Source organism: Pseudomonas sp. SDO55104_S430, assembly GCF_054070595.1.
Window position 1 is genome coordinate 26,092 of record NZ_JBSVXG010000020.1, and the last position, 23,590, is coordinate 49,681.

The 23,590-nt window shown below is 61.4% G+C and carries 25 protein-coding genes; 17 read left to right on the plus strand and 8 right to left on the minus strand.

Annotated elements, in window-relative coordinates; genetic code table 11:
* Positions 1-32: 32 nt before the first annotated feature.
* From ACW9JE_RS06475 to ACW9JE_RS06490, 4 genes are all read left to right on the plus strand, one after another.
* Positions 33-686 carry a response regulator transcription factor gene (locus tag ACW9JE_RS06475; RefSeq protein WP_457432266.1) on the plus strand — a complete coding sequence of 218 codons (654 nt, stop codon included), beginning with the start codon at positions 33-35 and terminating at the stop codon, positions 684-686.
* A gap of 98 nt (positions 687-784) precedes the next feature.
* Positions 785-1,150 carry a response regulator transcription factor gene (locus ACW9JE_RS06480; RefSeq protein ID WP_224533231.1) on the plus strand — a complete coding sequence of 122 codons (366 nt, stop codon included), beginning with the start codon at positions 785-787 and terminating at the stop codon, positions 1,148-1,150.
* 246 nt (positions 1,151-1,396) lie between these two features.
* Entirely contained in the window at positions 1,397-2,599 is a 1,203-nt protein-coding gene (locus ACW9JE_RS06485; protein WP_457432267.1) for an NAD(P)/FAD-dependent oxidoreductase, read from the plus strand.
* A gap of 80 nt (positions 2,600-2,679) precedes the next feature.
* Positions 2,680-2,940 carry a transmembrane sensor/regulator PpyR gene (locus ACW9JE_RS06490; RefSeq protein WP_224533229.1) on the plus strand — a complete coding sequence of 87 codons (261 nt, stop codon included), beginning with the start codon at positions 2,680-2,682 and terminating at the stop codon, positions 2,938-2,940.
* An 8-nt stretch (positions 2,941-2,948) separates the two neighbouring features.
* Here ACW9JE_RS06490 and ACW9JE_RS06495 read toward each other — a convergent pair whose 3' ends face one another.
* On the minus strand, positions 2,949-3,290 hold the full coding sequence (locus ACW9JE_RS06495; protein WP_224533228.1) for a hypothetical protein: 342 nt from the start codon (positions 3,288-3,290) through the stop codon (positions 2,949-2,951).
* Between ACW9JE_RS06495 and ACW9JE_RS06500 the strand changes: the two genes are divergently transcribed.
* Both ACW9JE_RS06500 and ACW9JE_RS06505 read left to right on the plus strand, forming a co-directional pair.
* Complete coding sequence (locus ACW9JE_RS06500; RefSeq protein ID WP_457432268.1) at positions 3,280-4,656, plus strand: sensor histidine kinase; 1,377 nt, start codon at positions 3,280-3,282, stop codon at positions 4,654-4,656. The two genes, ACW9JE_RS06495 and ACW9JE_RS06500, sit on opposite strands and share 11 nt — an antisense overlap.
* Positions 4,657-4,707: 51 nt before the next feature.
* Entirely contained in the window at positions 4,708-5,409 is a 702-nt protein-coding gene (locus ACW9JE_RS06505) for an AraC family transcriptional regulator (protein WP_457432269.1), read from the plus strand.
* A 113-nt stretch (positions 5,410-5,522) separates the two neighbouring features.
* Here ACW9JE_RS06505 and ACW9JE_RS06510 read toward each other — a convergent pair whose 3' ends face one another.
* Complete coding sequence (locus tag ACW9JE_RS06510) at positions 5,523-6,956, minus strand: mechanosensitive ion channel family protein (RefSeq protein WP_224533225.1); 1,434 nt, start codon at positions 6,954-6,956, stop codon at positions 5,523-5,525.
* 228 nt (positions 6,957-7,184) lie between these two features.
* Between ACW9JE_RS06510 and ACW9JE_RS06515 the strand changes: the two genes are divergently transcribed.
* The 6 genes from ACW9JE_RS06515 (at position 7,185) to ACW9JE_RS06540 (ending at position 12,877) form a co-directional block, all read left to right on the plus strand.
* The gene (locus ACW9JE_RS06515; RefSeq protein ID WP_224533224.1) at positions 7,185-7,712 is read left to right on the plus strand and encodes a ferritin-like domain-containing protein; all 528 of its coding nucleotides are present in this window, start codon (positions 7,185-7,187) and stop codon (positions 7,710-7,712) included.
* A gap of 160 nt (positions 7,713-7,872) precedes the next feature.
* The gene (locus ACW9JE_RS06520; protein WP_457432270.1) at positions 7,873-8,247 is read left to right on the plus strand and encodes a response regulator transcription factor; all 375 of its coding nucleotides are present in this window, start codon (positions 7,873-7,875) and stop codon (positions 8,245-8,247) included.
* An 89-nt stretch (positions 8,248-8,336) separates the two neighbouring features.
* The gene (locus tag ACW9JE_RS06525) at positions 8,337-9,779 is read left to right on the plus strand and encodes a catalase (protein WP_457432271.1); all 1,443 of its coding nucleotides are present in this window, start codon (positions 8,337-8,339) and stop codon (positions 9,777-9,779) included.
* Between the two features lie 405 nt (positions 9,780-10,184).
* Positions 10,185-11,168 (plus strand): FecCD family ABC transporter permease, encoded by a 984-nt coding sequence (locus ACW9JE_RS06530; RefSeq protein WP_457432283.1) that lies wholly within the window; start codon positions 10,185-10,187, stop codon positions 11,166-11,168.
* The gene (locus ACW9JE_RS06535) at positions 11,168-11,935 is read left to right on the plus strand and encodes a heme ABC transporter ATP-binding protein (RefSeq protein WP_224533221.1); all 768 of its coding nucleotides are present in this window, start codon (positions 11,168-11,170) and stop codon (positions 11,933-11,935) included. The genes ACW9JE_RS06530 and ACW9JE_RS06535 overlap by 1 nt, the downstream gene beginning before the upstream one ends.
* A 57-nt stretch (positions 11,936-11,992) precedes the next feature.
* Positions 11,993-12,877: a ChaN family lipoprotein gene (locus tag ACW9JE_RS06540; RefSeq protein ID WP_457432272.1), complete on the plus strand. Its 885-nt coding sequence runs from the start codon at positions 11,993-11,995 to the stop codon at positions 12,875-12,877.
* Positions 12,878-13,130: 253 nt separating this feature from the next.
* Here ACW9JE_RS06540 and ACW9JE_RS06545 read toward each other — a convergent pair whose 3' ends face one another.
* Positions 13,131-13,520, minus strand: a complete 390-nt coding sequence (locus tag ACW9JE_RS06545; RefSeq protein WP_224533219.1) for a c-type cytochrome — start codon at positions 13,518-13,520, stop codon at positions 13,131-13,133.
* Positions 13,521-13,763: 243 nt separating this feature from the next.
* Here ACW9JE_RS06545 and ACW9JE_RS06550 point away from each other — a divergent pair, with 243 nt between their 5' ends.
* From ACW9JE_RS06550 to ACW9JE_RS06560, 3 genes are all read left to right on the plus strand, one after another.
* Positions 13,764-14,513 (plus strand): SDR family oxidoreductase, encoded by a 750-nt coding sequence (locus tag ACW9JE_RS06550; protein ID WP_457432273.1) that lies wholly within the window; start codon positions 13,764-13,766, stop codon positions 14,511-14,513.
* Positions 14,514-14,558: 45 nt separating this feature from the next.
* Positions 14,559-14,960 carry a cupin domain-containing protein gene (locus ACW9JE_RS06555; protein WP_175380152.1) on the plus strand — a complete coding sequence of 134 codons (402 nt, stop codon included), beginning with the start codon at positions 14,559-14,561 and terminating at the stop codon, positions 14,958-14,960.
* Between the two features lie 183 nt (positions 14,961-15,143).
* Positions 15,144-15,647, plus strand: coding sequence for a phage infection protein (locus tag ACW9JE_RS06560; RefSeq protein ID WP_457432274.1), 504 nt, complete (start codon positions 15,144-15,146; stop codon positions 15,645-15,647).
* A gap of 476 nt (positions 15,648-16,123) precedes the next feature.
* On the opposite strand, the gene ACW9JE_RS06565 is transcribed toward ACW9JE_RS06560, so the two are convergent.
* On the minus strand, positions 16,124-16,954 hold the full coding sequence (locus ACW9JE_RS06565) for an oxidoreductase (protein ID WP_457432275.1): 831 nt from the start codon (positions 16,952-16,954) through the stop codon (positions 16,124-16,126).
* Positions 16,955-17,422: 468 nt separating this feature from the next.
* Positions 17,423-18,142 carry a cysteine hydrolase family protein gene (locus tag ACW9JE_RS06570; protein ID WP_457432276.1) on the minus strand — a complete coding sequence of 240 codons (720 nt, stop codon included), beginning with the start codon at positions 18,140-18,142 and terminating at the stop codon, positions 17,423-17,425.
* 152 nt (positions 18,143-18,294) lie between these two features.
* Between ACW9JE_RS06570 and ACW9JE_RS06575 the strand changes: the two genes are divergently transcribed.
* Both ACW9JE_RS06575 and ACW9JE_RS06580 read left to right on the plus strand, forming a co-directional pair.
* On the plus strand, positions 18,295-19,185 hold the full coding sequence (locus ACW9JE_RS06575; protein WP_457432277.1) for an AraC family transcriptional regulator: 891 nt from the start codon (positions 18,295-18,297) through the stop codon (positions 19,183-19,185).
* A gap of 17 nt (positions 19,186-19,202) precedes the next feature.
* Positions 19,203-19,514 carry an NIPSNAP family protein gene (locus ACW9JE_RS06580; RefSeq protein ID WP_457432278.1) on the plus strand — a complete coding sequence of 104 codons (312 nt, stop codon included), beginning with the start codon at positions 19,203-19,205 and terminating at the stop codon, positions 19,512-19,514.
* 102 nt (positions 19,515-19,616) lie between these two features.
* Here ACW9JE_RS06580 and ACW9JE_RS06585 read toward each other — a convergent pair whose 3' ends face one another.
* From ACW9JE_RS06585 to ACW9JE_RS06595, 3 genes are all read right to left on the minus strand, one after another.
* Complete coding sequence (locus tag ACW9JE_RS06585) at positions 19,617-20,084, minus strand: GNAT family N-acetyltransferase (RefSeq protein ID WP_457432279.1); 468 nt, start codon at positions 20,082-20,084, stop codon at positions 19,617-19,619.
* A gap of 113 nt (positions 20,085-20,197) precedes the next feature.
* Positions 20,198-21,886 (minus strand): choline dehydrogenase, encoded by a 1,689-nt coding sequence (betA, locus tag ACW9JE_RS06590; RefSeq protein ID WP_457432280.1) that lies wholly within the window; start codon positions 21,884-21,886, stop codon positions 20,198-20,200.
* Between the two features lie 2 nt (positions 21,887-21,888).
* Positions 21,889-23,457 carry a purine-cytosine permease family protein gene (locus ACW9JE_RS06595; RefSeq protein WP_457432281.1) on the minus strand — a complete coding sequence of 523 codons (1,569 nt, stop codon included), beginning with the start codon at positions 23,455-23,457 and terminating at the stop codon, positions 21,889-21,891.
* Positions 23,458-23,590: the final 133 nt, after the last annotated feature.

A 23,590-nucleotide genomic window follows, 5' to 3' on the forward strand; every position in this document is an offset into this window, starting at 1 on the left:
CGGTTGCACGTCCAACCCCTTGGGAACCAGTAATGAACGAACAACACCCTTTCAACAAAATCACGCCGGGTGAATCCATGGTTTTCGTCGTGGATGACGATGCGCCCCTGCGTGAATCCCTCGGCAGTCTGTTGCGCTCCATCGGTTTGCGGGTGGAGTTGTTCGGCTCGGTCGCCGAGTTCATGAAGTACACACGCACCGACACGGTCAGTTGCCTGGTGCTGGACGTGAGACTGCAAGGCAGCAGCGGCCTGGACTTTCAGAACGAACTGGCCGCCGCCGGGATCAACGTGCCCATCGTGTTCATAACCGGCTATGGCGACATCGCCATGACCGTGCGGGCGATGAAAGCCGGGGCGGTGGATTTCCTCACCAAGCCCTTTCGCGAGCAGGACCTGATCGATGCCGTGTGCGCCGCGCATAATCGCGACAAGCAGCGCCGCGAATCCGAGCGCCATGCCGAAGACTTGCGTGGTCGCCACCAGTCCCTCACCGCACGGGAACAGACCGTCATGGCCCTGGCGGCTTCGGGGCTGATGAACAAGCAGATCGCCGGCGAAATCGGCCTCAGCGAAATCACCGTGAAAATCCATCGCGGCCAGGCCATGCGCAAAATGGGCGCACGCTCGTTTGCCGACCTGGTGCGCATGGCCGAGGTGATCGGGGCCCCGCCAACTGTCCGGTGACTATACCCACGTATACTTTGCGCCTTTTCAGGACAGCGTATCTTGCAGCGATGGCGGACAGCCTTTAAGTGCTCTCCGCTACAAGGCAGGACACAACTATGCGCAATGAAGCGATCATTTCCGTCGTCGATAACGATGAATCCGTAAGAATGGCTCTGGACAGTCTTTTGCGCTCCAGCGGATATAAAGTGCGCACCTATTGCGGTGCTCACGAGTTCATCTTCTCCGACGGCCCGACCCATAGCGCCTGTTTGATCTCGGACATACAAATGCCGGACATGGACGGCATTCAGATGTACGAGGATCTGGCAGCCAAGGGCATTCATATTCCCGTCATTTTCATCACCGGGAACCCCGATGCACAGCGCGCGCCTGGCGCGAACGCCAGGGCGCCGCTGGCGTTTTTCCCCAAACCCTTTTCCACCGAAAAGTTGCTCGCGTGCATCGAGACTGCACTTGATTGAGGCAACTAACCCCAGCCACTGCCGGCAACTAACACCTTGGTATAACCCGCTAATACCTACTCATACCCCGGATGTCCCTACGTAGAAGTGTCATAGGCCAATCCGTGGAATAACATCTACTCCACATCGAAGCCCGACACTGTCTGTCTCGCCTGTTTCAAGTACCACGCGACGACAAGCCAACCGTGTCGAGCTTTTATCGCAACACCCTTTTTCGCCCTCGATCGTTCTTCAGGAGCTAAAACAATGAAACAGCAGATTTTGATTATTGGTGCAGGTTTCGGTGGTGTCTGGAGCGCATTGAGCGCTGCCCGTCTGCTGGACCAGCACGATCGCAACGACGTCGAAATCACCGTTCTGGCTCCTCAGGCAGAATTGCGCATTCGTCCGCGCTTCTACGAGCCGAACGTGCACACCATGATGGCGCCGCTCAACGATCTGTTCGACGCCGTGGGCATCAAATTCGTCCAGGGCTCGGCCGAGCGGATCGACGAGAAAAACAAGCAGGTCGGCTATGTCAAAGCCTCCGGCGAGCAGGGTCAGCTGAGCTATGACCGCCTGGTCCTGGCCGCCGGTAGCCACCTGATGCGCCCTCCGGTCGAAGGCATGCTCGAGTACGCGTTCGACGTCGACACCATCGAATCGGCCGCCGAACTGGAAACCCACATCAACGCCCTGAAAGACCAGCCAGCCAGTGCCGCGCGCAACACCGTGGTAGTCGCCGGCGGCGGCTTCACCGGTATCGAAACCGCGACCGAAATGCCGGCGCGCCTGCGTGCCGTGCTGGGTGAGAACGCCGATGTGCGGGTAATCATCGTCGACCGTGGCACACAAATCGCCGGCTCCCTGGGCGATGGCATTCGTCCTTCCATCGTCGAAGCCTCGGAGCACCTGGGCATCGAATGGATCGTCGGCGCCACTGTCGCCTCGGTGGATGCCGGTGGCGTCACCCTCGCCGACGGCCAGCGCATCGAAGCCGCCACCGTGATCTGGACCGTGGGTTTCCGCGCCAGCCCGCTGACCGAGCAAGTGCAAGGCACCCGTGACCATCAGGGCCGCCTGCATGTCGATCCGAACCTGAAAGTACGTGGCCACGCCGATATCTACGCCACCGGTGACACCGCCTACGCCGCCACCGACGATCTGGGCAACTTCGCCGCCATGTCGTGCCAGCACGCCATCGCCCTGGGCCGCTACGCCGGCAACAACGTCGCCGCCGATCTCCTGGGCGTAGACCCGATGGCCTACAGCCAACCCAAGTACGTGACCTGCCTGGACCTCGGCGCCTGGGGCGCGGTGTTCACCGAAGGCTGGGATCGCCAGGTCAAGCTGGTCAAACAGGAAGCCAAGGAACTCAAGCAGCAGATCAACTCCGTGTGGATCTACCCGCCGGCAGCCGATCGCGCCGCTGCACTGGCCGCGGCCGATCCGCTGATTCCGGTGGCCTGATGGGCCCGGGGTTGTCCGGATGATTTACGGGCAACCCCGTCCACCGCGATTCAACGCACGACGCTGGAAAGGAGATCGACATGTATGAATTTTTTGAACGTCCCTTTCGGGTCTTGAAGTTGTCCAACGTCCTGTTGATCGGCGGGCTGGTTGCGCTGATCGTCGGGGCCATCCTGGCGTACGGCCTGGACCGGTATCTGTCGTTGCCCGGCCTGATCGCCGCCCATGCCATGACAATCCTTGGTCCGACCGCCATCAAGATCGGCTATGTCATGCGTTTGCAGTCATTCAATCGTCTGCGAAGAGAGGCAGCCGCTCATCTGCACGGCTTCGCCCGATGATTGAAGCTTCACCCGATTGTTGTTTCACCCGATTGATGCATCGGGTTTGAACACCCAATCCCGCTCAGCCTACTCCTTGCTGGTCGGGACATTTCCCAAGCGCCCGCCACTCGTTTTTCTGGCGGGCGTTTTTTCTTTAGCGTCAACCAACCCCACCCCTGGAACCACTGAACACCAGCAGAAAAAACCTCATGAAGAGTTTGCCCGGCATCACGAGTGCCGCGCGAGTTGCCGTTAGATAGCAAAAACCCGGAAGAACAAATGTCTATCATCAAACGCTGCAAGCGACTTTTTTTATCGGATGCCATGGCCTGGTTAGCCGCCATCGCGGTCGGCAGCATGATCTTCATTATCAACACCACCCTGGACGCCGACGTCGTGCCGACGCTGCTCTACATCACCCTGGTGTTCATGTCGGCCAATATTTTTTCCATCCCCGTCTTCGTCACCGTCGCCATCACCTCCATCGCGTTCCTGACCTTCAGTTTTATCGCCGATGGCGGTTATCGCGACGAAAAGCAGATCTCCGCGTATGTGCGCTGTCTCGTCGCGCTGACCACCATCACCCTGCTGGCGCTGCGCAGCAAACGCTCCTCGGAAAACCTGCGGCGCAAGGAAGCGTTCTTCATGGGCGCCCAGAAACTCAGTCACACCGGCAGCATCGGTTTCATGATCGACAAGGATGAAACCATCTCCTGGTCAGCCGAGTCGGCGCGCATTTTCGAGTATCCACCAGAGGTCACGCCGACCGTTGCCCTGATCAAGGACCGCACCCACCCCGACGATCTGGCCGTGGTCGACGGCGTGTTGCAGCGCGCGGCGCGTCAGGAAAAACACCTGGAAGCGGAGCATCGCCTGCGGATGCCCGACGGCCGCATCAAGTACGTGCACATGATCGCCAATCCGCTGTTCAACCATGACGGGCGTGTCGAGTACGTCGGTGCCGTGAGGGACGTCACCGCGTCCCGCCAGGCCGAGGAAGCGCTGTTTCATTCCCAGGCGAAACTGGCCCACGTCACCCGCGTCACTTCCATGGGCGAACTGGCCGCCTCCATTGCCCACGAAATCAATCAGCCGCTGGCGGCGGTGATCACCAGCGGCGAGTCCTGCAAACGCTGGATCAACCGCCCCGAGCCGAACCTGGATGAAGCACGCCGCTCGCTGGACCGGATCATTCAGAACTCCTGCCGGGCTTCGGAAGTCATCGCCTGCATCCGCGCGCTCTCGAGACAGAGCGATGTGCAGCGCAACATTGAAGTGTTCGATGACATCGTCAGCGACTCGCTGAACCTGATGCAGCATGAGATTTCCAGCCATCAGGTGCGCCTGTCCGTAGAGGCCCGGGCGCAGAGCGCCTGTGTGAACGCCGACCGGGTTCAGTTGCAGCAGGTGATCATCAATCTGATCGTCAACGCCTGCCAGGCCATGGCCGAGATCCACGACCGACCGCGCTCCCTGCGCATCAGCACCTCGGTGCAGGACAACGAAGCGGTGCTGGAAGTCGCCGACTGCGGCACCGGCATCGCGCAGGACATCCTCGCCACCCTGTTCGATCCGTTCTTCACCACCAAACAGAACGGTCTGGGCATGGGATTGGCGATCTGCCGTTCGATCATCGAATTCCATGGCGGCCGAATCTGGGTCGCCAGCACCGTGGGCGGCGGTACGCAATTCATGTTTGCAATTCCGCTGACGGTCCCCGGCGATCACAAATGATCCTTCTCCAATGCTGTTTCGCTATGTGAAATCACACGAGGAAAGCAAAGAGTGTCTATCCATGAAAGGACCGAAAACCCTGCAAGCACCGGCAGCGATCCGCAGCTATCGCGCAGCGTCGTGTTTTTTGCCTACCCGAAAATGGGTCTGCTGGATCTGACCGGGGCGCAGACGGTGTTCTATGCGGCCAACCATATCCTGACCGAAAGCGGTTTGCCGGGTTATACCTTGCGCACCGCGAGCCTGGATGGCGGGCCGGTACAGACCGCCGAGGGTCTGGTGGTGGATACCGAACGCCTGGATCAGTTGGCCGGTGTTGCGATCGATACCCTGCTGGTGCCCGGCACGCCGACCATTCGCCAGACCCTGGGCAATCACAACGCGCTGGTGCAGGCATTGCGCTGCGCTTCTTCCAGATCCCGCCGCACGGTGTCGGTGTGCAGCGGCACCTTCCTGCTGGCGGCCGCCGGCCTGCTCGACGGCCTGCGCGTGGCGACCCACTGGCTGGTGGCGGATCTGTTCGAGCGGCAGTATCCCCAGGTGGAACTTGATCGCGAAGCCATATTCGTCCGACAGGGATCGATCTGGACTTCGGCCGGCGTGAGTGCCGGTATCGACCTGGCCTTGGCGCTGGTCGAGGCCGATGCGGGGCGAGATATATCGATGCAAGTGGCCCGGCGCATGGTGGTGTACTACCGCCGGCCGGATAACCAGGACAAGTGGGGGACGTTGCTGCAATCGCAGTACACCTGACCTGTAGGAGCCGAGCTTGCTCGCGATGGACGACCAGACACCACGGGAAACCAGACAGCCCGCGTCATCGTTAACGACCATCGCGAGCGTGCTCGCTCCTACAGGAATTGTGTTTACCGGCGTTGCAGGAGCCACTGAAACAAGCTGCTGCGCTTGATCTCTGCCGGCTTTTGCATCACCAGGTTTTCTCGGATTTCCTGGCGTTGATCCTGCAGGTGGCTCAGGGCGCTTTTCAGGTCGCCCAGGTGTTCGAGCTGGTTGCCGAACACGTGCTTTTCGATGCGGAACAAGCGGCCGCTGGTGATGCTGCGAAACTCGCCTCGCGACGGTTTGTCGGCAAGAATCCCCTCCTCGCCCAGCACCTCGCCCGGCCCCATGCGCCCGGCTTCCACCAGTTTTTCATCGTCGTGGATCGCCACCGACACCACCCCGGTACTGATGATCATCAGGCACTCGGCAACCTCGCCGAAGGCCAGGATGACCTCGTCGGCCTGGTAGTCCACCGGCGTCATTTCCCTGGCCAGGTGATCGCGTTCGTCGTTGCTCAGCGAGCGGAAGATCCGCACGTCCTCCAGCAACCGGCGCTGACGGTTCCACAGCTGTTCTTCCTGGCCGAAACCCCAGCTGACACCGGCAGCTTCGAGGTGCCTGTGGGCGAGGTCGAACATCAGATTGCACACCTCATTCTTGTGCTTGGCCGAGGCGATAAACCCCTTGAGCTCGTATTCGGTGTACTCCAGATGCGAGCTTTTCACCGAGACTTTGGCCGAATGCGTTTGCAACAAGGCCCGGGTGCCGCGCAGGGTTTTCTCCAGGGCATCGATCGCCCGACGCGGGCGCACGCTGGCGGGTACGGCGATGATCACGCTGATGCCGTTGACATCCCCCGGCCGGCTGAAATTGATGATCCGCGCTTTCGCCGCCACCGAATTGGGCACCACCGCGATGCCGCCCATGTCCGTCATCAGGTGCGTGGTACGCCAGTCGATCTCCACGACCTTGCCCTGGGTGCCGTCGATGGAGATCCGGTCATTGAGCTGGTAGGGCTTGGTGGTGTTGAGCACGATCCCGGAAAAGACATCACTCAAGGTGCTCTGCAGCGCCAGACCGACAATGATCGCCATCGCCCCGGAGGTCGCCAGCAAGCCCTTGACCGGCAACTGCAGCACATACGCCGCGGCGGCCACGATGGCGATCAGGAAGATCACCGCGCCCATCAGGTCATGGAGCAAACGCGCGCTGTGCCCGGCGCGGGACATCAGCCCATAGCCGAGGATGATGGTCAGGGTCCGGGCGGCGAAGATCCACCAGCCGATCCCCAGCACGGTGCCCATCAGGTTGAGCACGGGGTCGTCCGGCCACAACGGCGGTTGCAGGGGACTGATGCCGGCGGCGCTCATGACCGCGCTGAAGGCCACGAAAACCACGATGCGCACGCACAGGCGCAGGTTGTGCCGCGAGGGGCCGACCATTTGCCAGAGTGCGAGATCGATCAGGATCAGGATGACCCCGCAGATCAACGGATGAGCCTGCAGGAAGGTGAACATGAGTGATTTCTCCGCAAGCGCCGATTGTCCCTGCACTGTATGACGCCATTTTGCGCGGGGCACTTCTACCTCAGTGCTAGCCACTCATACCCCGGTATGAGGAGCCTTAACCCATGTACTAGCCTGCCGTCCCGAAGTAGGAGTGTTCTCGCGCGCGTACAGACTTACGCTGGAGGCCTGGAATGAATCAACTCATCGCGCCGCGGCGCCGGTCTGGGGACGGTTTTCATGAACGCATTGAAAGGGCTGTACATCGTCAGTCATCCGTTACGCATCAGCCGTTATGGTGCGCACACCTCCTTGTCGACCGCCGAACGCGTGGAAATCATCGAGGCGCTGACCGACACCCTGGGCACCGCACTGACGCTGCTGGCGCAACTCAAACGCAGCCAGCAGAAGCTGAAAAACCTGAGCTTCCTGCCGGTGCAGCAATTGTTCAATCGCCTGGTGCGCGCCAATACCCTTTACGTCGACTTTCTCGCCTCGGCAATCGGCGACCTTGGTGGTCACGCCGAGACCGAGGCGCTCTACCAGATCAATGACATTCTTGAGCCGGCGTGCTTTGCCGACTGCCTGACAGGCATCGCCCGCAGTGCCCGGCGGCTGCGGGCGGTCGACGCCCTGCTGCGTGATTACTGCGAATGCGCCATCGATCGCAAGGACCCGGCCAGTCGGCGCCTGTTCGAAGACTGCATCCGGCACAACGGCCACTTTCTCACCCTGATCGAAGACCACCTGACCCACGAGCACTCCTGAAGCATTTCATTTCGCTTGTTGATATCGATATCCCATCGCAGCGCCCGCTAAAAAAACAACCAAACATACGCACGTATACTTTTCCGCTTTTTTTGAGCGCGTATCTTGCAAGTATGGCGGGCGCCACTTAGTGCCACACGCAATGACGCAAGGTCTTTACATGTTCAACGCACCTGTTATTTCTGTTGTTGATGATGACGAACTAATTCTTGTCTCACTGGACAGTTTATTGCGCTCTTACGGTTACACAGTAAATACCTACAACAGTGCCTATGCCTTCCTTCAATCCAGTGATCCTGCACAGACCGACTGTCTGATTTCGGATATCCAGATGCCCGGAATGGGCGGTGTGGAGATGTACGAGGCGCTGGCCGCGAGGAACACCCATATTCCAACACTGTTCATAACCGGAAAGTCAGGCTTGCCGCCGAAGTTCAGCGCCAGTGTACGAACACCCGAAGGCTACTTCGCCAAACCCTTCGATGCACGGGCGCTGCTGGACTGCATCGAAACGATTCTCGAGCGCAGGACTTGATCGCTGTTTAACAAACAAATCGCGCTTTGTTAGTTGCATCAATTCCCTCTTTTAATACAACTAAAACCTCAACCTGGAACAACCGTGCCATGGCAAAAGACAAACTGACTTCAATCAACGGCGCACCGGTCGCCGATAACTTCAATATCCAGACCGCCGGCCCTCGCGGCCCTGCCCTGCTGCAAGATGTCTGGCTGCTGGAAAAACTTGCGCACTTCGATCGCGAAGTGATTCCAGAGCGCCGCATGCACGCCAAGGGATCCGGAGCCTATGGCACCTTCACCGTGACCCATGACGTGACGCGCTACACCAAGGCCCGCCTGTTCTCGGAAGTGGGCAAGCAGACGCCGATCTTCACCCGTTTCTCTACCGTGGCCGGCGAGCGCGGTGCCGCAGATGCCGAGCGCGATATCCGTGGTTTTGCCCTGAAGTTCTATACCGAGCAAGGCAACTGGGACCTGGTGGGCAACAACACCCCGGTATTCTTCTTCCGCGATCCGCTGCGTTTCCCGGACCTCAACCATGCGGTCAAGCGCGACCCGCGCACCGGCATGCGCAGCGCGCAGAGCAACTGGGATTTCTGGACCTCGCTGCCCGAAGCCCTGCACCAGGTGACCATCGTCATGAGCGAACGCGGCATTCCGCGCACCTATCGGCACATGCACGGTTTCGGCAGCCACACCTTCAGCCTGATCAACGCCAACAACGAGCGGCACTGGGTCAAGTTCACTTTCAAGTCGCAACAGGGCATCGAGAACCTGAGCGACGCGCAGTCGGCGCAGCTGATCGGCCAGGACCGGGAAAGTCATCAGCGGGATCTGTTCGACAGCATCGAAAACGGCAACTTCCCGCGTTGGACCTTCTTCATTCAAGTCATGACCGAAGAGCAGGCCCACGAGCACGAGGTCAATCCGTTCGACCTGACCAAGGTCTGGTCGCACCACGATTACCCGTTGATCGAAGTGGGTTACTTCGAACTCAACCGCAATCCGCAGAACGTGTTCGCCGAAGTCGAGCAGGCGGCATTTTCGCCGTCCCACGTGGTGCCCGGCATCGGTTTCTCGCCGGACCGGATGCTGCAGGCGCGGCTGTTTTCCTACGGTGACGCGGCGCGTTATCGCCTGGGGGTCAACCATCACCAGATCCCGGTCAACGCCCCGCGTTGCCCGGTGCACAGCTTCCACCGCGACGGCGCCATGCGCGTAGACGGCAACCACGGCGGTCAACTGGCCTACGTGCCCAACAGCCAGGGTGACTGGGCAGATCAGCCGGACTTCCGCGAGCCGCCACTGAATATCGCTGGCGCCGCCGGCCATTGGGACCATCGTGTGGACGAAGATCACTTCGAACAACCGGGTAACCTGTTCCGCCTGATGACGGACGCGGAGAAACAGGCCCTGTTCGATAACACTGCGCGCTCGTTGAGTGGGGTGTCTCAGGAAGTGCAGCAGCGGCACATCAACCATTGCACCCTGGCCGATCCGTTCTACGGCGCGGGCGTTTCCCGGGCGTTGGCGCTGATCGGCCAATAAACACAAATCCCTGAGCAAACACAGATCCAATGTGGGAGCGGGCTTGCTCGCGAAGGCAGTGTGTCAGTCACTATGTATGTGTCTGATCCACCGCTTTCGCGAGCAAGCCCGCTCCCACAGTTGCTTTGCGGTGTTCGCTGATTTTGTATAGGGCGCAAGTCCTTGTGGGAGCGGGCTTGCCCGCGATGGCGGCCTTGCAGACGCGAACATCTCTCAACAAGACTCGCCCCCACCGTGGCCAGGTGGCATTATCTGCGGCTGTGACGGTTTGGTAGCCGTCTGACCGACCACGGAAAATCCCCTGATGCGAATGAACTCTCTGCCGGCCCTCGCCGGTTCGGCGCTTGTCTCATGACGGCCATCGTCCGGCCGCGGCCGATGCTGATTACTCTCGGGCTGTTACTGCTGCTGGTGTTCTGGCTGTCCCTGGCTCTGGGCCCTGTCAGTCTGCCACTGAGTGACACCTTGCTCGCCGGCCTGCGTCTGCTCGGATTGCCGGTCAACGGCGGCGACACGCAACAGGCGGAACTGATCCTTGGTCAGATCCGCCTGCCGCGTAGCCTGCTCGGCATCGCGGTCGGTTCGGTGCTGGCGTTGTCCGGCGTGGCCATGCAGGGGTTGTTTCGCAATCCGCTGGCCGATCCCGGGCTGGTCGGGGTTGCCGGTGGCGCGGCGCTGGGCGCGGCCATCGCCATTGTCGGCGGCAGTCTGCTCGGCGGTTTGTCGCCGGTCTTCGAACCTTATCTGCTGTCTTTGTGCGCCTTCGCCGGCGGCCTGATCGTCACCGCGGTGGTGTATCGCTTCGGCCGCAGCAACGGCCAGACCAACGTCGCCACCATGCTCCTTGCAGGTGTAGCGATGACCGCCATGGCCGGCGCCGGGGTTGGTCTGTTCACTTACCTGGCAGACGACGCCACCCTGCGTACCCTGACCTTCTGGAACCTGGGCAGCCTCAATGGCGCCAGTTACCCGCGGTTGTGGCCGTTGCTGATCGTGGCGATCGGTGTGGCGTTGTGGTTGCCGCGTCGCGCGGCGGCGCTCAATGCGATGCTGCTGGGTGAATCCGAAGCCCGGCACTTGGGCTTCAATGTCGAGCGGATCAAGTTGGAGTTGGTGCTGTGCACGGCGCTTGGCGTCGGTGCGGCGGTGGCCGCGGCGGGGCTGATCGGTTTCATCGGTCTGATCGTGCCGCATCTGATGCGACTGCTGGTGGGGCCTGATCACCGAGTGCTGCTGCCGGCGTCCCTGCTTGCCGGTGCCAGTCTGTTGCTGCTGGCCGACCTGATCGCCCGCCTGCTGCTGGCGCCCGCCGAATTGCCGATCGGCATCGTCACCGCGCTGATTGGCGCACCCTTCTTCCTCTATTTGCTGGTACGGGGGCGCACCTGATGCTGCAAGCCAACAACTTGCTGGTCCGGCGCGGTAACCGCACGGTACTGGCGGACATCGATATCCAGTTGCATGCGGGGCAAGTGCTCGGGGTCCTGGGTCCCAACGGCGCCGGGAAAAGTACCCTGCTCGCCGCCTTGAGCGACGAGTTGCCCGCCAGCGCCGGCAGCGTCAGCCTCGACCAGCGCAACCTCGCCGACTGGCCCGGTCAGGAGCGAGCCAAACGTCTGGCGGTGCTGCCCCAGAGTTCGAGTCTGAACTTCGCGTTCTCGGTCAATGAAGTGGTCGGCATGGGACGCTTGCCCCATGCCAGCGGTCGTGTGCGCGATGCCGAAATCGTCGCCGAGGCGCTGCGTGCCGCCGATGCCCTGCACCTGGCCGGGCGCAGTTATCTGGCGCTGTCCGGAGGCGAACGTCAGCGCGTACACCTGGCGCGGGTACTGGCGCAGCTGTGGCCGGGCGCCGAGGGGCAGACCCTGCTGCTCGATGAGCCGACCTCGATGCTCGACCCGTTGCATCAGCACACCATTTTGCAAGCGGTGCGCGATTTCGCCGGACGCGGCGCGGCGGTCCTGGTGATCCTGCACGATCTCAATCTGGCCGCGCGCTACTGCGATCAGTTGCTACTGTTGCAGGACGGTCGCCCCCACGCTTACGGCCCGCCGGACGAGGTACTGACCGCCCAGGCGCTGGAAGCGGTGTACGGACTGCAAGTGCTGATCCATCGCCATCCGGAACGCGGCCACCCGCTGATTATCGCGCGCTGAAACTCGCCCTCTCCCGCCGTGACGCGGCAGGGGGCCACCCTCTGACAAGGAAAACCGATGCGCATTCTGCTGTTATGTCTGTTGAGCCTTTTGGCTGCCTGCCAATCCCATTTCGTCGCACCACCACCTGCGGCCATCGCACCGGAGGGCCGCGCCCACAGTGACCTTGGCGTGATCCGCGAACTGGCCACCGGGCGTACCCTGACGCCACAGGAACTGGTCGAACGCCTGGCCGCTGCACCACGGGTGCTGGTGGGCGAGCAACACGACAATCCTGATCACCATGCCCTGCAACTGTGGCTGCTGCGCGAGCTGGCGAACCAACGCCCGCAAGGCAGCCTGCTGATGGAAATGCTCAACCCCGATCAACAGGCCAAAGTGGATGCGGTGCAGACGGCGACCCGCGCCGGTGATCCGCCGGCCGATCCGTATCAGGCGCTGTCCTGGCAAGCCAATTGGGACTGGGGCGTCTATGGCGCGTTGGTCACCTATGCCCTGCGTCAGCCTTACCCGCTGCTGTCGGCCAACCTGGATCGTGCGCAGATCATGCAGATCTACAAGCAGCGTCCTACGCTGACGGGCAAGGCCTCCACCACCGAGAAGGTTCAGGCGACCCTGCTCGATGACATTCGCGAGTCTCATTGCGGCTTGCTTCCGGAGAAGCAGATGCCGGCGATGCTTGCCGTGCAACAGCAGCGCGACCGACGCATGGCCGAGCGCCTGTTGGCGGCGCCGACGCCGGCGGTGTTGCTGGCCGGGGCGTTCCATGTGCGCAAGGATCTGGGGGTGCCGCTGCACCTTGAGGATCTTGGGGCTGGTCAGGGGAATGCGGTGCTGATCCTGGCCGAGGTGGGCAGGACGGTGACGGCGCAAAGTGCGGATTATGTGTGGTTTACGGCGGCGCAGCCGGAGAAGGATCATTGTGCGGGGTTGCGGCGCTAAGGTCGCAAAGGTGGTGAGGCTGCTATCGCCATCGCGGGCAAGCCCGCTCCCACATTGGGTCCCAGGTGTACTCAAATGATGCGCCCGACACCGATCAACTGTGGGAGCGGGCTTGCTCGCGAAGACGGCCTCACCGACACCCAAAATCATCTGCCGAACTGTAGGAGCGAGGCTTGCCCGCGAAGGCGTCAGGCCCGCCAACATCTTCTTGTCTGACCCACCGCTTTCGCGGGCAAGCCTCGCTCCCACAGGTTTACGGCGCCGGGAAGGTCTGCAAATACGCCAGCAGATCCTCGATCTTTTCCGGATCGCTCATCCCCCAGAAAATCATCCGCGTCCCCGGCACCAGCGTCTTCGGCGCTTCGATGTACGCCGCCAATTTCTCCCGGGTCCAGACGATGCCCGATGACTTCATCGCATCGGAATACTGATAGTCCGTGGTGTTCGCCGCAGGACGCCCGACGATGCCGTTGAGCTGCGGACCGAAAAAGGCCCGCGCCGAATCGCCGATCTGATGGCAGCCGCTGCAGAACCGCTTGAACAGTTTCCCGCCCGCCTCGACATCGCCCTCGGCATTCGCGTTCGCCGCGAACAGGCCCGCGCCCAAACACAGGACGAAGGTCATCATGGCCGCTTTGTTCATCGACTACTCCAGATCAGGCAGGGCCTGCGGCAAAAAAATGGCCGCCATTTGATCATGACCTGACCGCCCTGCCGAAGCTTTTCCGACGCGTCATGCAATATCCGACCGTCCATCCCGCCAGCGCACGCCCAACCGGCACCGGCCTAGACTGGCCTATCAGAGCGCCGTTTGCGCAAGGCGCGCCGACTCATCCAGTGCGTGGCAAAAGCCAGCCACCGCACACCTGCGTAAAGAGGGACACTCATGAAAATTGTCGTCATCGGCGGCACAGGCCTGATCGGAACCCAGTTGTGCAAGCTGTTGCGTGAAGGCGGTCACGACGTCGTGTCGGCCTCGCCCAGATCCGGAGTAAACGCCGTCACCGGCGAAGGTTTGCAGGCCGCCTTGGAAGGAGCCGAGGTGGTGGTGGACGTCGCCAACTCCCCTTCCTTCGAAGACGCCGCGGTGCTTGAGTTTTTCCAGAAATCCGGACGCAATCTCGCCGCCGCCGAGAAGGCTGCCGGCGTCAGCCATCACGTCGCGCTGTCGGTGGTGGGCACCGACCGCATGCTGGAAAGCGGATATTTCCGCGCGAAGATGATTCAGGAAGAGTTGATCGAAAGCTCCACGGTGCCCTTCACCATTGTGCGCGCCACGCAGTTTTTCGAGTTCATCGGCGCGATTGTCCAATACAGCATGCAAGGCGACACCGCGCGCCTGACCTCGGCAGCGCTGCAACCGATTGCCTCGGCGGATGTTGCTGCGGCGCTGGCGAAAATTGCCGTGTCGCCCCCCACCGACAACATCGTCGAACTGGCCGGCCCCGACAAAAAGCCACTGGTGGCATTTGCCCGGACGTATCTGCAACACACCGGGGATCAACGCCAGGTGGTCACCGACGACAGCGCCGGTTACTACGGCGCGATCATCAACGACCAGTCGCTGACGCCGGGGGATGACCCGATCCTCGGCAAGACTCATTTCGAACAATGGCTCAAGAGTACCGGCGCCTAGGGCCTCGCCCTTCACGGCCCCCTCCTCTCTGATCAGGAGCGTCCCATGAAAACTCGCGTTTTTCTCGCCCTGTTTGCGCTGTCATTCACCACCACGCCAGCCCTGGCTGCCGAAGCACCGCACCCGGATGTCAAGGAGGTGTCGGTCACGGCGCTGCCCGACTATCCCGGCAAGGAAGTGATGATCCTCACCGTCGAGTACCCACCGGGCGGCGCCGATCCGGTTCACCGGCACGATGCCCACGGCTTCGTGTATGTGCTGGAAGGGACCATCGTCATGGGGGTCAAGGGCGGCAAGGAATACACCCTGACGCCGGGACAAAGCTTCCACGAAGGTCCCGAGGACATCCACACCGTCGGCCGCAACGCCAGCAAGGACAAGCCGGCCAAGTTCGTGGTCTTTCTGCTCAAGGACCAGAACAAACCACCCGTGCTGCCGGCCAACTGACCGGCGCCATACCTTTGTATGGACGGTTAATACCTGGGTGCTGCGCGGGACAACCTATGCATGAGTGACGGGTTTTGTGCAGGCAATCAAGATGCAGGCTTCGAATGTCAGGGCGGCGACAGCCGGCATTCACGCCTGCCCGACTGTTGCTTGAACACTCCCGTGACTCACTAGGTGAACATGATGAACACCCCACGTCTTGCATTAGGAATCGCCCTCGTTTCAACCCTTGGATTTTTTGTAGCCAATGCTCATGCCGCTGAAGCGGGCGCCGGAACCGCCGGTGCCGATACGGCGGTGCACAACGCGGCTGAAAGTGGTGCGGATACCACTGTAGGCAGGCAGTTGGCTGAGGGTGGGGCTGATCGTCTGAAAGAACGTCAGCTGGCTGAAGGCGGTGCTGATCGTCTGCGTGAACGTCAATTGGCTGAAGGTGGAGCTGATCGCCTGAAAGAACGTCAACTGGCCGAAGGCGGTGCGGATCGTCTGCGCGAACGTCAACTGGCATCGGACGGTTCCGACCGTCTCAAGCAAAACAACGTCGCCGCCGGCTACAACTCCATGCGCGGCACCCGCGTGGCGGAAGGCGGTTCCGACCGTCTGCAGCAATATCATTATGCCGACGGCAGCAACGGCTACGACGCCAGCTCCGAAGTCATGCCCTACTTCTGCCTGGAATGCCGCTGATATCAGCCGATTTTGTGGGAGCGAGCCTGCTCGCGATGGTCGTCAACGATGACGCTGGATGCCTGATGACCCGCGGTGGTCTTGAGTGCATCGCGAGCAAGCTCGGCTCCTACAGTGGATCTGTTGCGAACACAAAAACCCTTTACGACGCAAAACCTGTGGGAGCGAGGCTTGCCCGCGAATGGTGGTCAACGATGACACGGGAAGCCTGATACCCCGCGGTGGTCTTGAGTGCATCGCGAGCATGCTCGCTCCTACAGTGGGTCTGTTGTGAACACAAAACCTGTGTACGACAACAATCCACTGTAGGAGCTAGCATGCTAGCGATGGTGGTCAACGATGACGCGGGAAGCCTGACACCCCGCGGCGGTCTTGCGGCCATCGCGAGCAAGCTCGCTCCTACAGTGGATCGGGCGCAGTAAACGAAAAAAATCCGGAGCCCTTTGCGGGGCTCCGGATTTTTGTGGGGTCTATGATCAGCCTTTGAAATCAGTCGACAGCGCCAACTCATTCCACTGCGCCAACTCCTCGGCGACGAAGCGGTTTTTCGCCTCAATCCTCGCGATGGTGTCACTACCCAGCGCCAGACGCTGCGGCGGTTTCGGGGCATTGACCAGCGCCAGCATGGCTTCGGCGAACTTCACCGGGTCACCCGGCTGAGCGTGGTTGGCGGCTTCGGCATGCTTGCGCATCGCGCCCACCGTCTCGTCATAGTCCGCCAGTTCCAGCGCGGTCTTCACCAGCGATTGCTCGTCGAGGAAGTCGGTGCGGAAGAAGCCCGGTTCCACCACCGTGGCGTGGATGCCCAGTGGCGCCAGTTCCTGATGCAGCGCCTCGGTGATGCCTTCCACCGCAAACTTGGTCGAACCGTACACACCCCACCCCATGTAGGCCTGGTAGCCGCCGATGGACGAGATGTTGATCACATGCCCGGACCGCTGGCGACGCATGTGCGGCAGCACCGCGCGGGTCACGTTGAGCACGCCGAAGACGTTGGTGGCGAACAGTCGCTCGGTCTCGCTGGCGCTGGTCTCTTCCACCGCTCCCAGCACGCCGAAGCCGGCATTGTTGATCAGCACATCGATGCGACCGAAACGCTTGATGCCTTCCGCCACCGCCTTATGGGCTTCCTCCTCGCGGGTCACGTCCAGACGCACCGCCAGCAGGTTTGGATTATCGCCGAGTTTGGCGATGACCTCTTCAGGTTTGCGAGCCGTTGCAATCACCGCGTCGCCGGCACGCAGAGCGTGTTCTGCGATCAGAGTGCCAAAACCACGGGAAGCGCCAGTAATGAGCCAAGTACGCATATCAACTCCTCCTGTCAGCGACCCGAGCGTTATTGCCGGGCCTTCTTGATGAGTTGACGCAACTTTAAAACTCCATTACTGATGTGATAATCCCAATAATTTTGCATGGCTTTGTGAGAAGAATTCACCAATGAGAAACTGCTTCAGCGGCTGATCTCTCGACCTTCCTCAGTGTGGCCGCTCACCTGAAGCCGCGCGGCAGGGCGCTGCAGGGTTCGAGACAGGGTGTAGGAGCGAGCTTGCTCGCGATGGTCGTCAACGATGACGCTGGAAACCTGATGCCCCGCGGTGTCCGGGCCTCCATCGCGAGCGTGCTCGCTCCTACAGTTGATCGGCTGTGAACACAAAAACCTGTGGGAGCGAGGCTTGCCCGCGAATGGTCGCCAACGATGACGCTGGACACCTGATACCCCGCGGTGCCTGGGCTTGCATCGCGAGCAAGCTCGGCTCCTACAGTGTGGGGGTGCATCAGCCTTTGAGGTAAGCGACAGTCTGCTCCGTGGTCCACAGCGCATTGGCGATGTAGCGGTAGTTGATCAGCGCCGCCAGGTAGCCGTCGCCTTCCGGAGTCGAAGGACCTGCGGTGGCGTCGCGGACCACGGCCACTTCGAAGCCCTGCTCCAGCAGTTCACGCAGGTGCGATTCGACGCACAGGTTCGCCGCCATGCCCGCCAGAATGATCTGCGACACGCCGTGTTTGCGCAGTTGCAGCGCCAGGTCGTTGGTTTCCGGGCCGTAGACCTTGTGCGGCGACGCGATGATGGTTTTGCCGTCGAGGATGTAGGGTTTGAACTCGGGCATGAAATCCGCACCGGAATTCTCGAAGCCCTCAAGGCTCAACGGCCCCTTGCGGTCGAACATGCAGATGCTGTGCATGGCTTTCTCCAGCGGCCCGCCGAAATGCCACTCGTGATCGCACGGATAGTAATAATGCGGCGACACGGCAACGGTGATGCCCGCCCCTTTGGCCGCTGCAAACAACTGGCCCAGGTGATTGACCACGTCGTGCTCGACGACGCTCTTGCCGAAGATGCCCCAGCTCACACCCTCAGGGCTGAGAAAGTCGATCTGTGGGTCGATGACCACCAGCGCGGCGCGGGACAGGTCGAGTTTCATGCCCGGGTCCGGCAATGCGGGCTCGGTCGGGTCGGCGTACTGGGTGGCGGTGCGGATCGAATCGTTGCTCATTGCGGTGGACTCCGGTGAAGGACACAAAAATCGCTCTGGGCCGTGGCACCCACAAGGGGCGTTGATTACCATCGGCGAGAACTGCATCCTACGGCCCTGCCCTGCTGCCCTTTTGCCAGGACGTACAGAGTCTTTACCCGGGCGTCTCCAACATGGACATTCTTTCCGAATTCTTCGAACGCACGCACCTGCAAGGTCGGCTGTTTTTCGCCGGGCCCATGGACGGCACGCTGGTGCTCGACAAACCGCCGGGTATGGCGTTCATCCATGTCGTCAGCCGCGGCGATATCGACATGGTGCAGCCGGGCCTGCCGAAGATTTCGATCAACGAGCCCAGCGTGCTGTTCTGTCCCAGCAGCTGCCGCTACCAACTGCGCTCCAGCTCCGCCGAGGGCGCGGAACTGATCTGCGCATCGTTCCGGTTCGGGCGCAACTCGCTGCAACCCTTCCCCCTGGGACTCAAGGAAACCCTGGTGTTTCCGATCCGCACACTGGAAAACCTCGCGCCCTTGATCGCCAGCCTGATCGGTGAATTCCAGGACCAGGCCCCGGGCCGAACCAAGGCGCTGAACCTGTTGCTCGAATACATCTTCGTGATGCTGGTGCGCCGCTCGGTCACCGAAGGCAGGATCGACAGCGGCCTGCTCTACGCCCTGCAGGACGGGCGCCTGGCCACGATGTTCAACCGCATTCACCAGGAGCCCGAAGTCCTCTGGACCGTGGAGAAACTGGCGAGCCTGGCGAACATGTCCCGCTCGAAATTCTCGGCGTGCTTCACCCGGATCATGGAGATCTCGCCGATGGGCTACGTCACCGCCTGGCGCATGAAACTGGCACAGGATCTGTTGCGCGAAGGCGTGCAGATCAAGGTGATCGCCACGACCGTCGGCTACAGCTCGCAAGCCTCGTTTTCCCGAACCTTTTTAAATGTGGTGGGCCTGCCCCCAGCCGAATGGCTCAAGCGTGACGCCAGCGGTGCAGAGGCGCCGCCGGTGAGCGCGCGGGTGATGCGCGACCTGCCAGACGAATCAACCCAGCCTTGAACTGAAGGAGAGAAAAGATGATCACCTGCTATCTCAAATACGTGCTCGACCCCTACCAGCTCGATGCCTTCGAGCACTACGGCAAGCTGTGGATTCCACTGGTGGAGAAATTCGGTGGCCAGCATCACGGCTACTTCCTGCCGTCCGAAGGCGCCAACAACATCGCCATGGCGATGTTCACCTTTCCGAGCCTGGCCGCCTACGAAACCTACCGCCAACAGTCGATGAAAGACCCAGAGTGCATCGCCGCCTTCAAATTTGCCGAGGACAAGAAGTTCATCCTCAGCTACGAGCGCAGCTTCCTGCGCCCGGTATTCGGCGACAAGTGAGACACACTGTAGGAGCGAGCATGCTCGCGATGGAGGTACAAACACTGCGGGGCATCAGGTTTCCAGCGTCATCGTTGACGACCATCGCGAGCGTGCTCGCTCCTACAGGAATGGGGTTTGGCGCAGGTCCAGGCAGTAGGTGTAATAGCCGGTGTCGCGCACATACCCCAGCGATTCGTATAACCGCTGTGCGCTGTGGTTGTCGGTCGCGGTTTCCAGGGTCATGCCCTTGGCCCCCATCAGCAGGGCAAAGTCGCGGGCGGTGTTCATCAGCAGCGTCCCCACTCCTTTGCCGCGTGCGGCCGGGGTGGTGAACAGGTCGCCCAGCAGCCAGGTGCGATGGGCGTCGATGGAGGAAAAGGTCGGGAACATCTGCACGAAACCCAGCGCCTCGCCGCCCTCGTCCACCGCATGGAAAATCACCGACTCGTCGCGGGCGATGCGTTCGGCGATGAAGGCGCGCGATTGCGCCAGGTTCGACGGCTGGCCGTAGAAGCCGCGATAGGCGTCGAACAAGGGGGCGATGATGTCGATATGCGAGGCGTCGGCGCGCAGGGCCAGGATAGCCATGAGGGTGCTCCATTGCGGTCTCAGGGATCCTGGAGCGTAGCAAAAAACGACGGCCTTGATCGTTCCCACGCGGTGCGTGGGAACGATCGACAACGGACGATCTTTTGCTTTGATCAAACCCGCACATTACGCCCTGGCAACGCCGAGCGCTGGCTGTTCTCCCAATTCTCCACCAACCCCACCGGCACCTCCGCCGCCGGCAGCATTGGCTTGCCGCGTACCAGGTCCGAGGCCCGCTCGGCAAGCATGATGGTCGGCGCGTTGAGGTTGCCATTCGGTTCGGTCGGGAATACCGAGGAATCGATCACTCGCAGCCCGGCGATACCACGCACACGCAGCTCCGAATCCACCACTGCCATGTCATCCTCGCCCATCCGGCACGAGCCGCAAGGGTGGTAGGTGCTTTCGAGATTGGCGCGGACGAAAGCGTCGATTTCCTCATCGGTGGTTACTTGCGCTCCGGGGGCGATTTCACCGTCGCGGAAACGGTCCATCGCTTTCTGGCCGATGATTTCCCGGGTCAGGCGAATGCAGCGGCGAAAGCCCTCGCGGTCCTCTTCCCGCTCCAGGTAGTTGAAGCGGATTTCCGGGTGCTCGTACGGATCGGCCGAACGCACCCGCACATAACCGCGGCTCTTCGGTTTGTTGGGACCGGTGAGCACCATGAACCCGTGGCCCTTGATCGGCTTGTTCCCGTCGTAGCGCATGGCGGCGGGCAGGAAGTGGAACTGAATGTCCGGCCAGCGCAGGCCCTTGTCGGAGCGAATGAAACCGCCGGCCTCGAAGTGGTTGGTGGCTCCCAGGCCGTCCTTGAACAGCAGCCAGCGCAAACCGATCATCAGCTTGCTCAGCGGGTCCATCTTGCTGTTGAGCGTCACCGGCTCCTTGCAGCCGAACTGGATATACACCTCGGCGTGATCCTGCAGGTTCTCCCCCACGCCCGGCAGGTCGTGACGCACCTCGACCCCGGCTTTGCGCAGGACCTCGGCCGGGCCGATGCCGGAGCGTTGCAGCAGATGTGGCGAGCCGATCGGGCCGGAGGAAATCAGCACTTCACGGTTGCAGTACACCTGGTGGGTCTGGCCATCATGGTCGTACATGACCCCGACCGCACGCTTGCCGTCGAGAATGATCTGCCGGGTCATCGCATGGGTGATCACCGTCAGGTTCGGACGGTCCATCACCGGGCGTAGATAGGCGTTGGCAGTCGAGCAGCGCACGCCGTTTTTTACGGTCATGTGCATCGCGCCAAAGCCTTCCTGCATGAAGCCGTTGCAGTCATCGGTCTTGATGTAGCCCGCTTCCGCGCCGGCTTCGACCCAGGCCCCGTACAGCGGGTTTTTCATGTGGTTGCCATTGGTGGTGCTCAACGGTCCGGTCTGGCCGCGATAACTGTCGCCACCCGACTCGAAACTCTCGGCGCGCTTGAAGTACGGCAGGCAATTCTTGTAGCCCCAGCCCTCTGCACCGAGTGATTCCCACTCGTCGAAGTCACAGGCGTGGCCACGGATGTAGACCAGGCCGTTGATCGACGACGAACCACCCAGCACTTTGCCCCTGGGGCAGTGAATGCGCCGGCCGTCGAGGTAGGTTTCCGGCTCGGTTTCGTAGCGCCAGTTGTACTTCTTGGTGTTCATCGGAATCGAGAAGGCGCTGGGCATCTGGATCACCACGCTGCGGTCACTGCCGCCGAATTCCAGGACGAGGACCCTGGTCGCCGGGTCTTCGCTCAGGCGGTTGGCCAACACACAACCTGCCGAACCTGCGCCGATGATGATGTAGTCGTATTTTTGCGTAGCCATGATTATCTCCGGACCGCCGATTCGTTGAAGACGGGCATCTTTGCTTTGCCCAGCGAATCGCCGGTTGTGTATTGCGGACAGGTTTTTTCGATCTGCTGAATGACGGTTTCTTCACGCTTTAGGTCGATCGAGCGGCTCAGCCAGTAGTACGCCAAACCCGAGACGATCAGCCCGACCAGCCAGGCGATGTCGATGCTGCCCAGGGCCTTGGCCAGCGGGCCGACGTACACCTCGCGCTGCTCGACGCCGTCGAAGATGTAGAAGAACGGGATCATCGAGATGAAGCCGATGGCGTAGGCGAGGATGCCGCGCAGGCCCCAGTTGCCGTAGATGTTGCCGTGGGGCATGAAGAAGTGCGGGATGGCGTAGCGACCCTTGCGCACGAAGAAGTAGTCGGTGAGGTTGACCGAGGTCCAGGGCACCAGGAAGTACAGCATCACCACCAGGTAGATCCCCAGCACCGACAGGCCCTTGCCGGAACTCTGGATGCTCATGGCCACGCCCAGTTGCAGCAGGATCACGAACAGGATGGCGAGAATGCGCGCCTTGCGGGTCGGTTCGATGTGCTTGATCGAGTCGACGCAGGTCAGGGTGGTCAGCTTGGCGCTGTAGATGTTCATCGCGATCACCGGCAGGAACGCCAGGATGGTGACCACTACCACCGCCGTGCCCATCAGCGGCGACACGGTATTGCCGACTTGCCCCAGCGCCACCAGCACATCGGTGGAATGCAGGTGATCGGCCAGCCAGCCACCCACGGAAATCATCCACGCACCCGACAGCGATGCGCCGAGGAATACCACCGCAATCAGCTTGCCGCTGGAGGTGTTCTTCGGCAGATAGCGCGAGTAATCGGACACGTACGGGGCGTAGGCGATGTTGTAGCTGGCGGCGGCCGCGAACTGGGCGATGAAACCGGTCCAGTTGAAGCCCAGCGGCGCCGGGGCCACTTCGCCTTCGGCCAGCGGCGGCAGCACCGCATCCGGCACCCAGCCCATCAGCACCGCCAGGGTCACCAGGCCGTACAAAGGCAGCGACAGGTACAGCGCCCATTTGAAGGCGCGGTGCATCCAGTCGTGACCGAGGATCGCCAGCACCGCTGCCGGAATGGTCACCGCCACCGCAATCACCAAGGGGTTGAAGCCGAACAGCGTGTGCAACCCCTGCATCATCAGCACCAGGTTGACGATGTTGAAACCGGCGAACACGAACAGCGTCGCCAAGAGCACGAGGATCACCCCGCGATAACCGAACTGCGCGCGGGACTGGATCATCTGCGGCAGGCCCAGGTGCGGGCCTTGCGAACCGTGAAAGGCCATGAACAGCGTACCGAACATGATGCCCAGCGTGCCGGCCAGGGTGGTCCAGAGCGCGGTCAGGCCGACGCTCGGACCGACGAAGCCGATGGTCATGGTGAAGAAGGTGAAGTTGCCGAGAAACCAGAACGGGCCCTGGCTCGACAGTTTGTCGGTGCGCTCGCTCTCGGGGATGAAGTCGATGGAATGACTCTCGACCATGGACTTGTCGTCGAGCAGGGATACGTTTGCAACAGGCTTGGCGTCTATGTTCATGATGGACTCTTGTTCTTGGAAGATCATGACGAGATAACCGCATTCTTTTGGATCAGTGCCGCTCCCCCTGTGGGAGCGGGCTTGCTCGCGAATGCGTTGTGTCAGGCGCCATCCATGCCAACTGGCCCGCCGC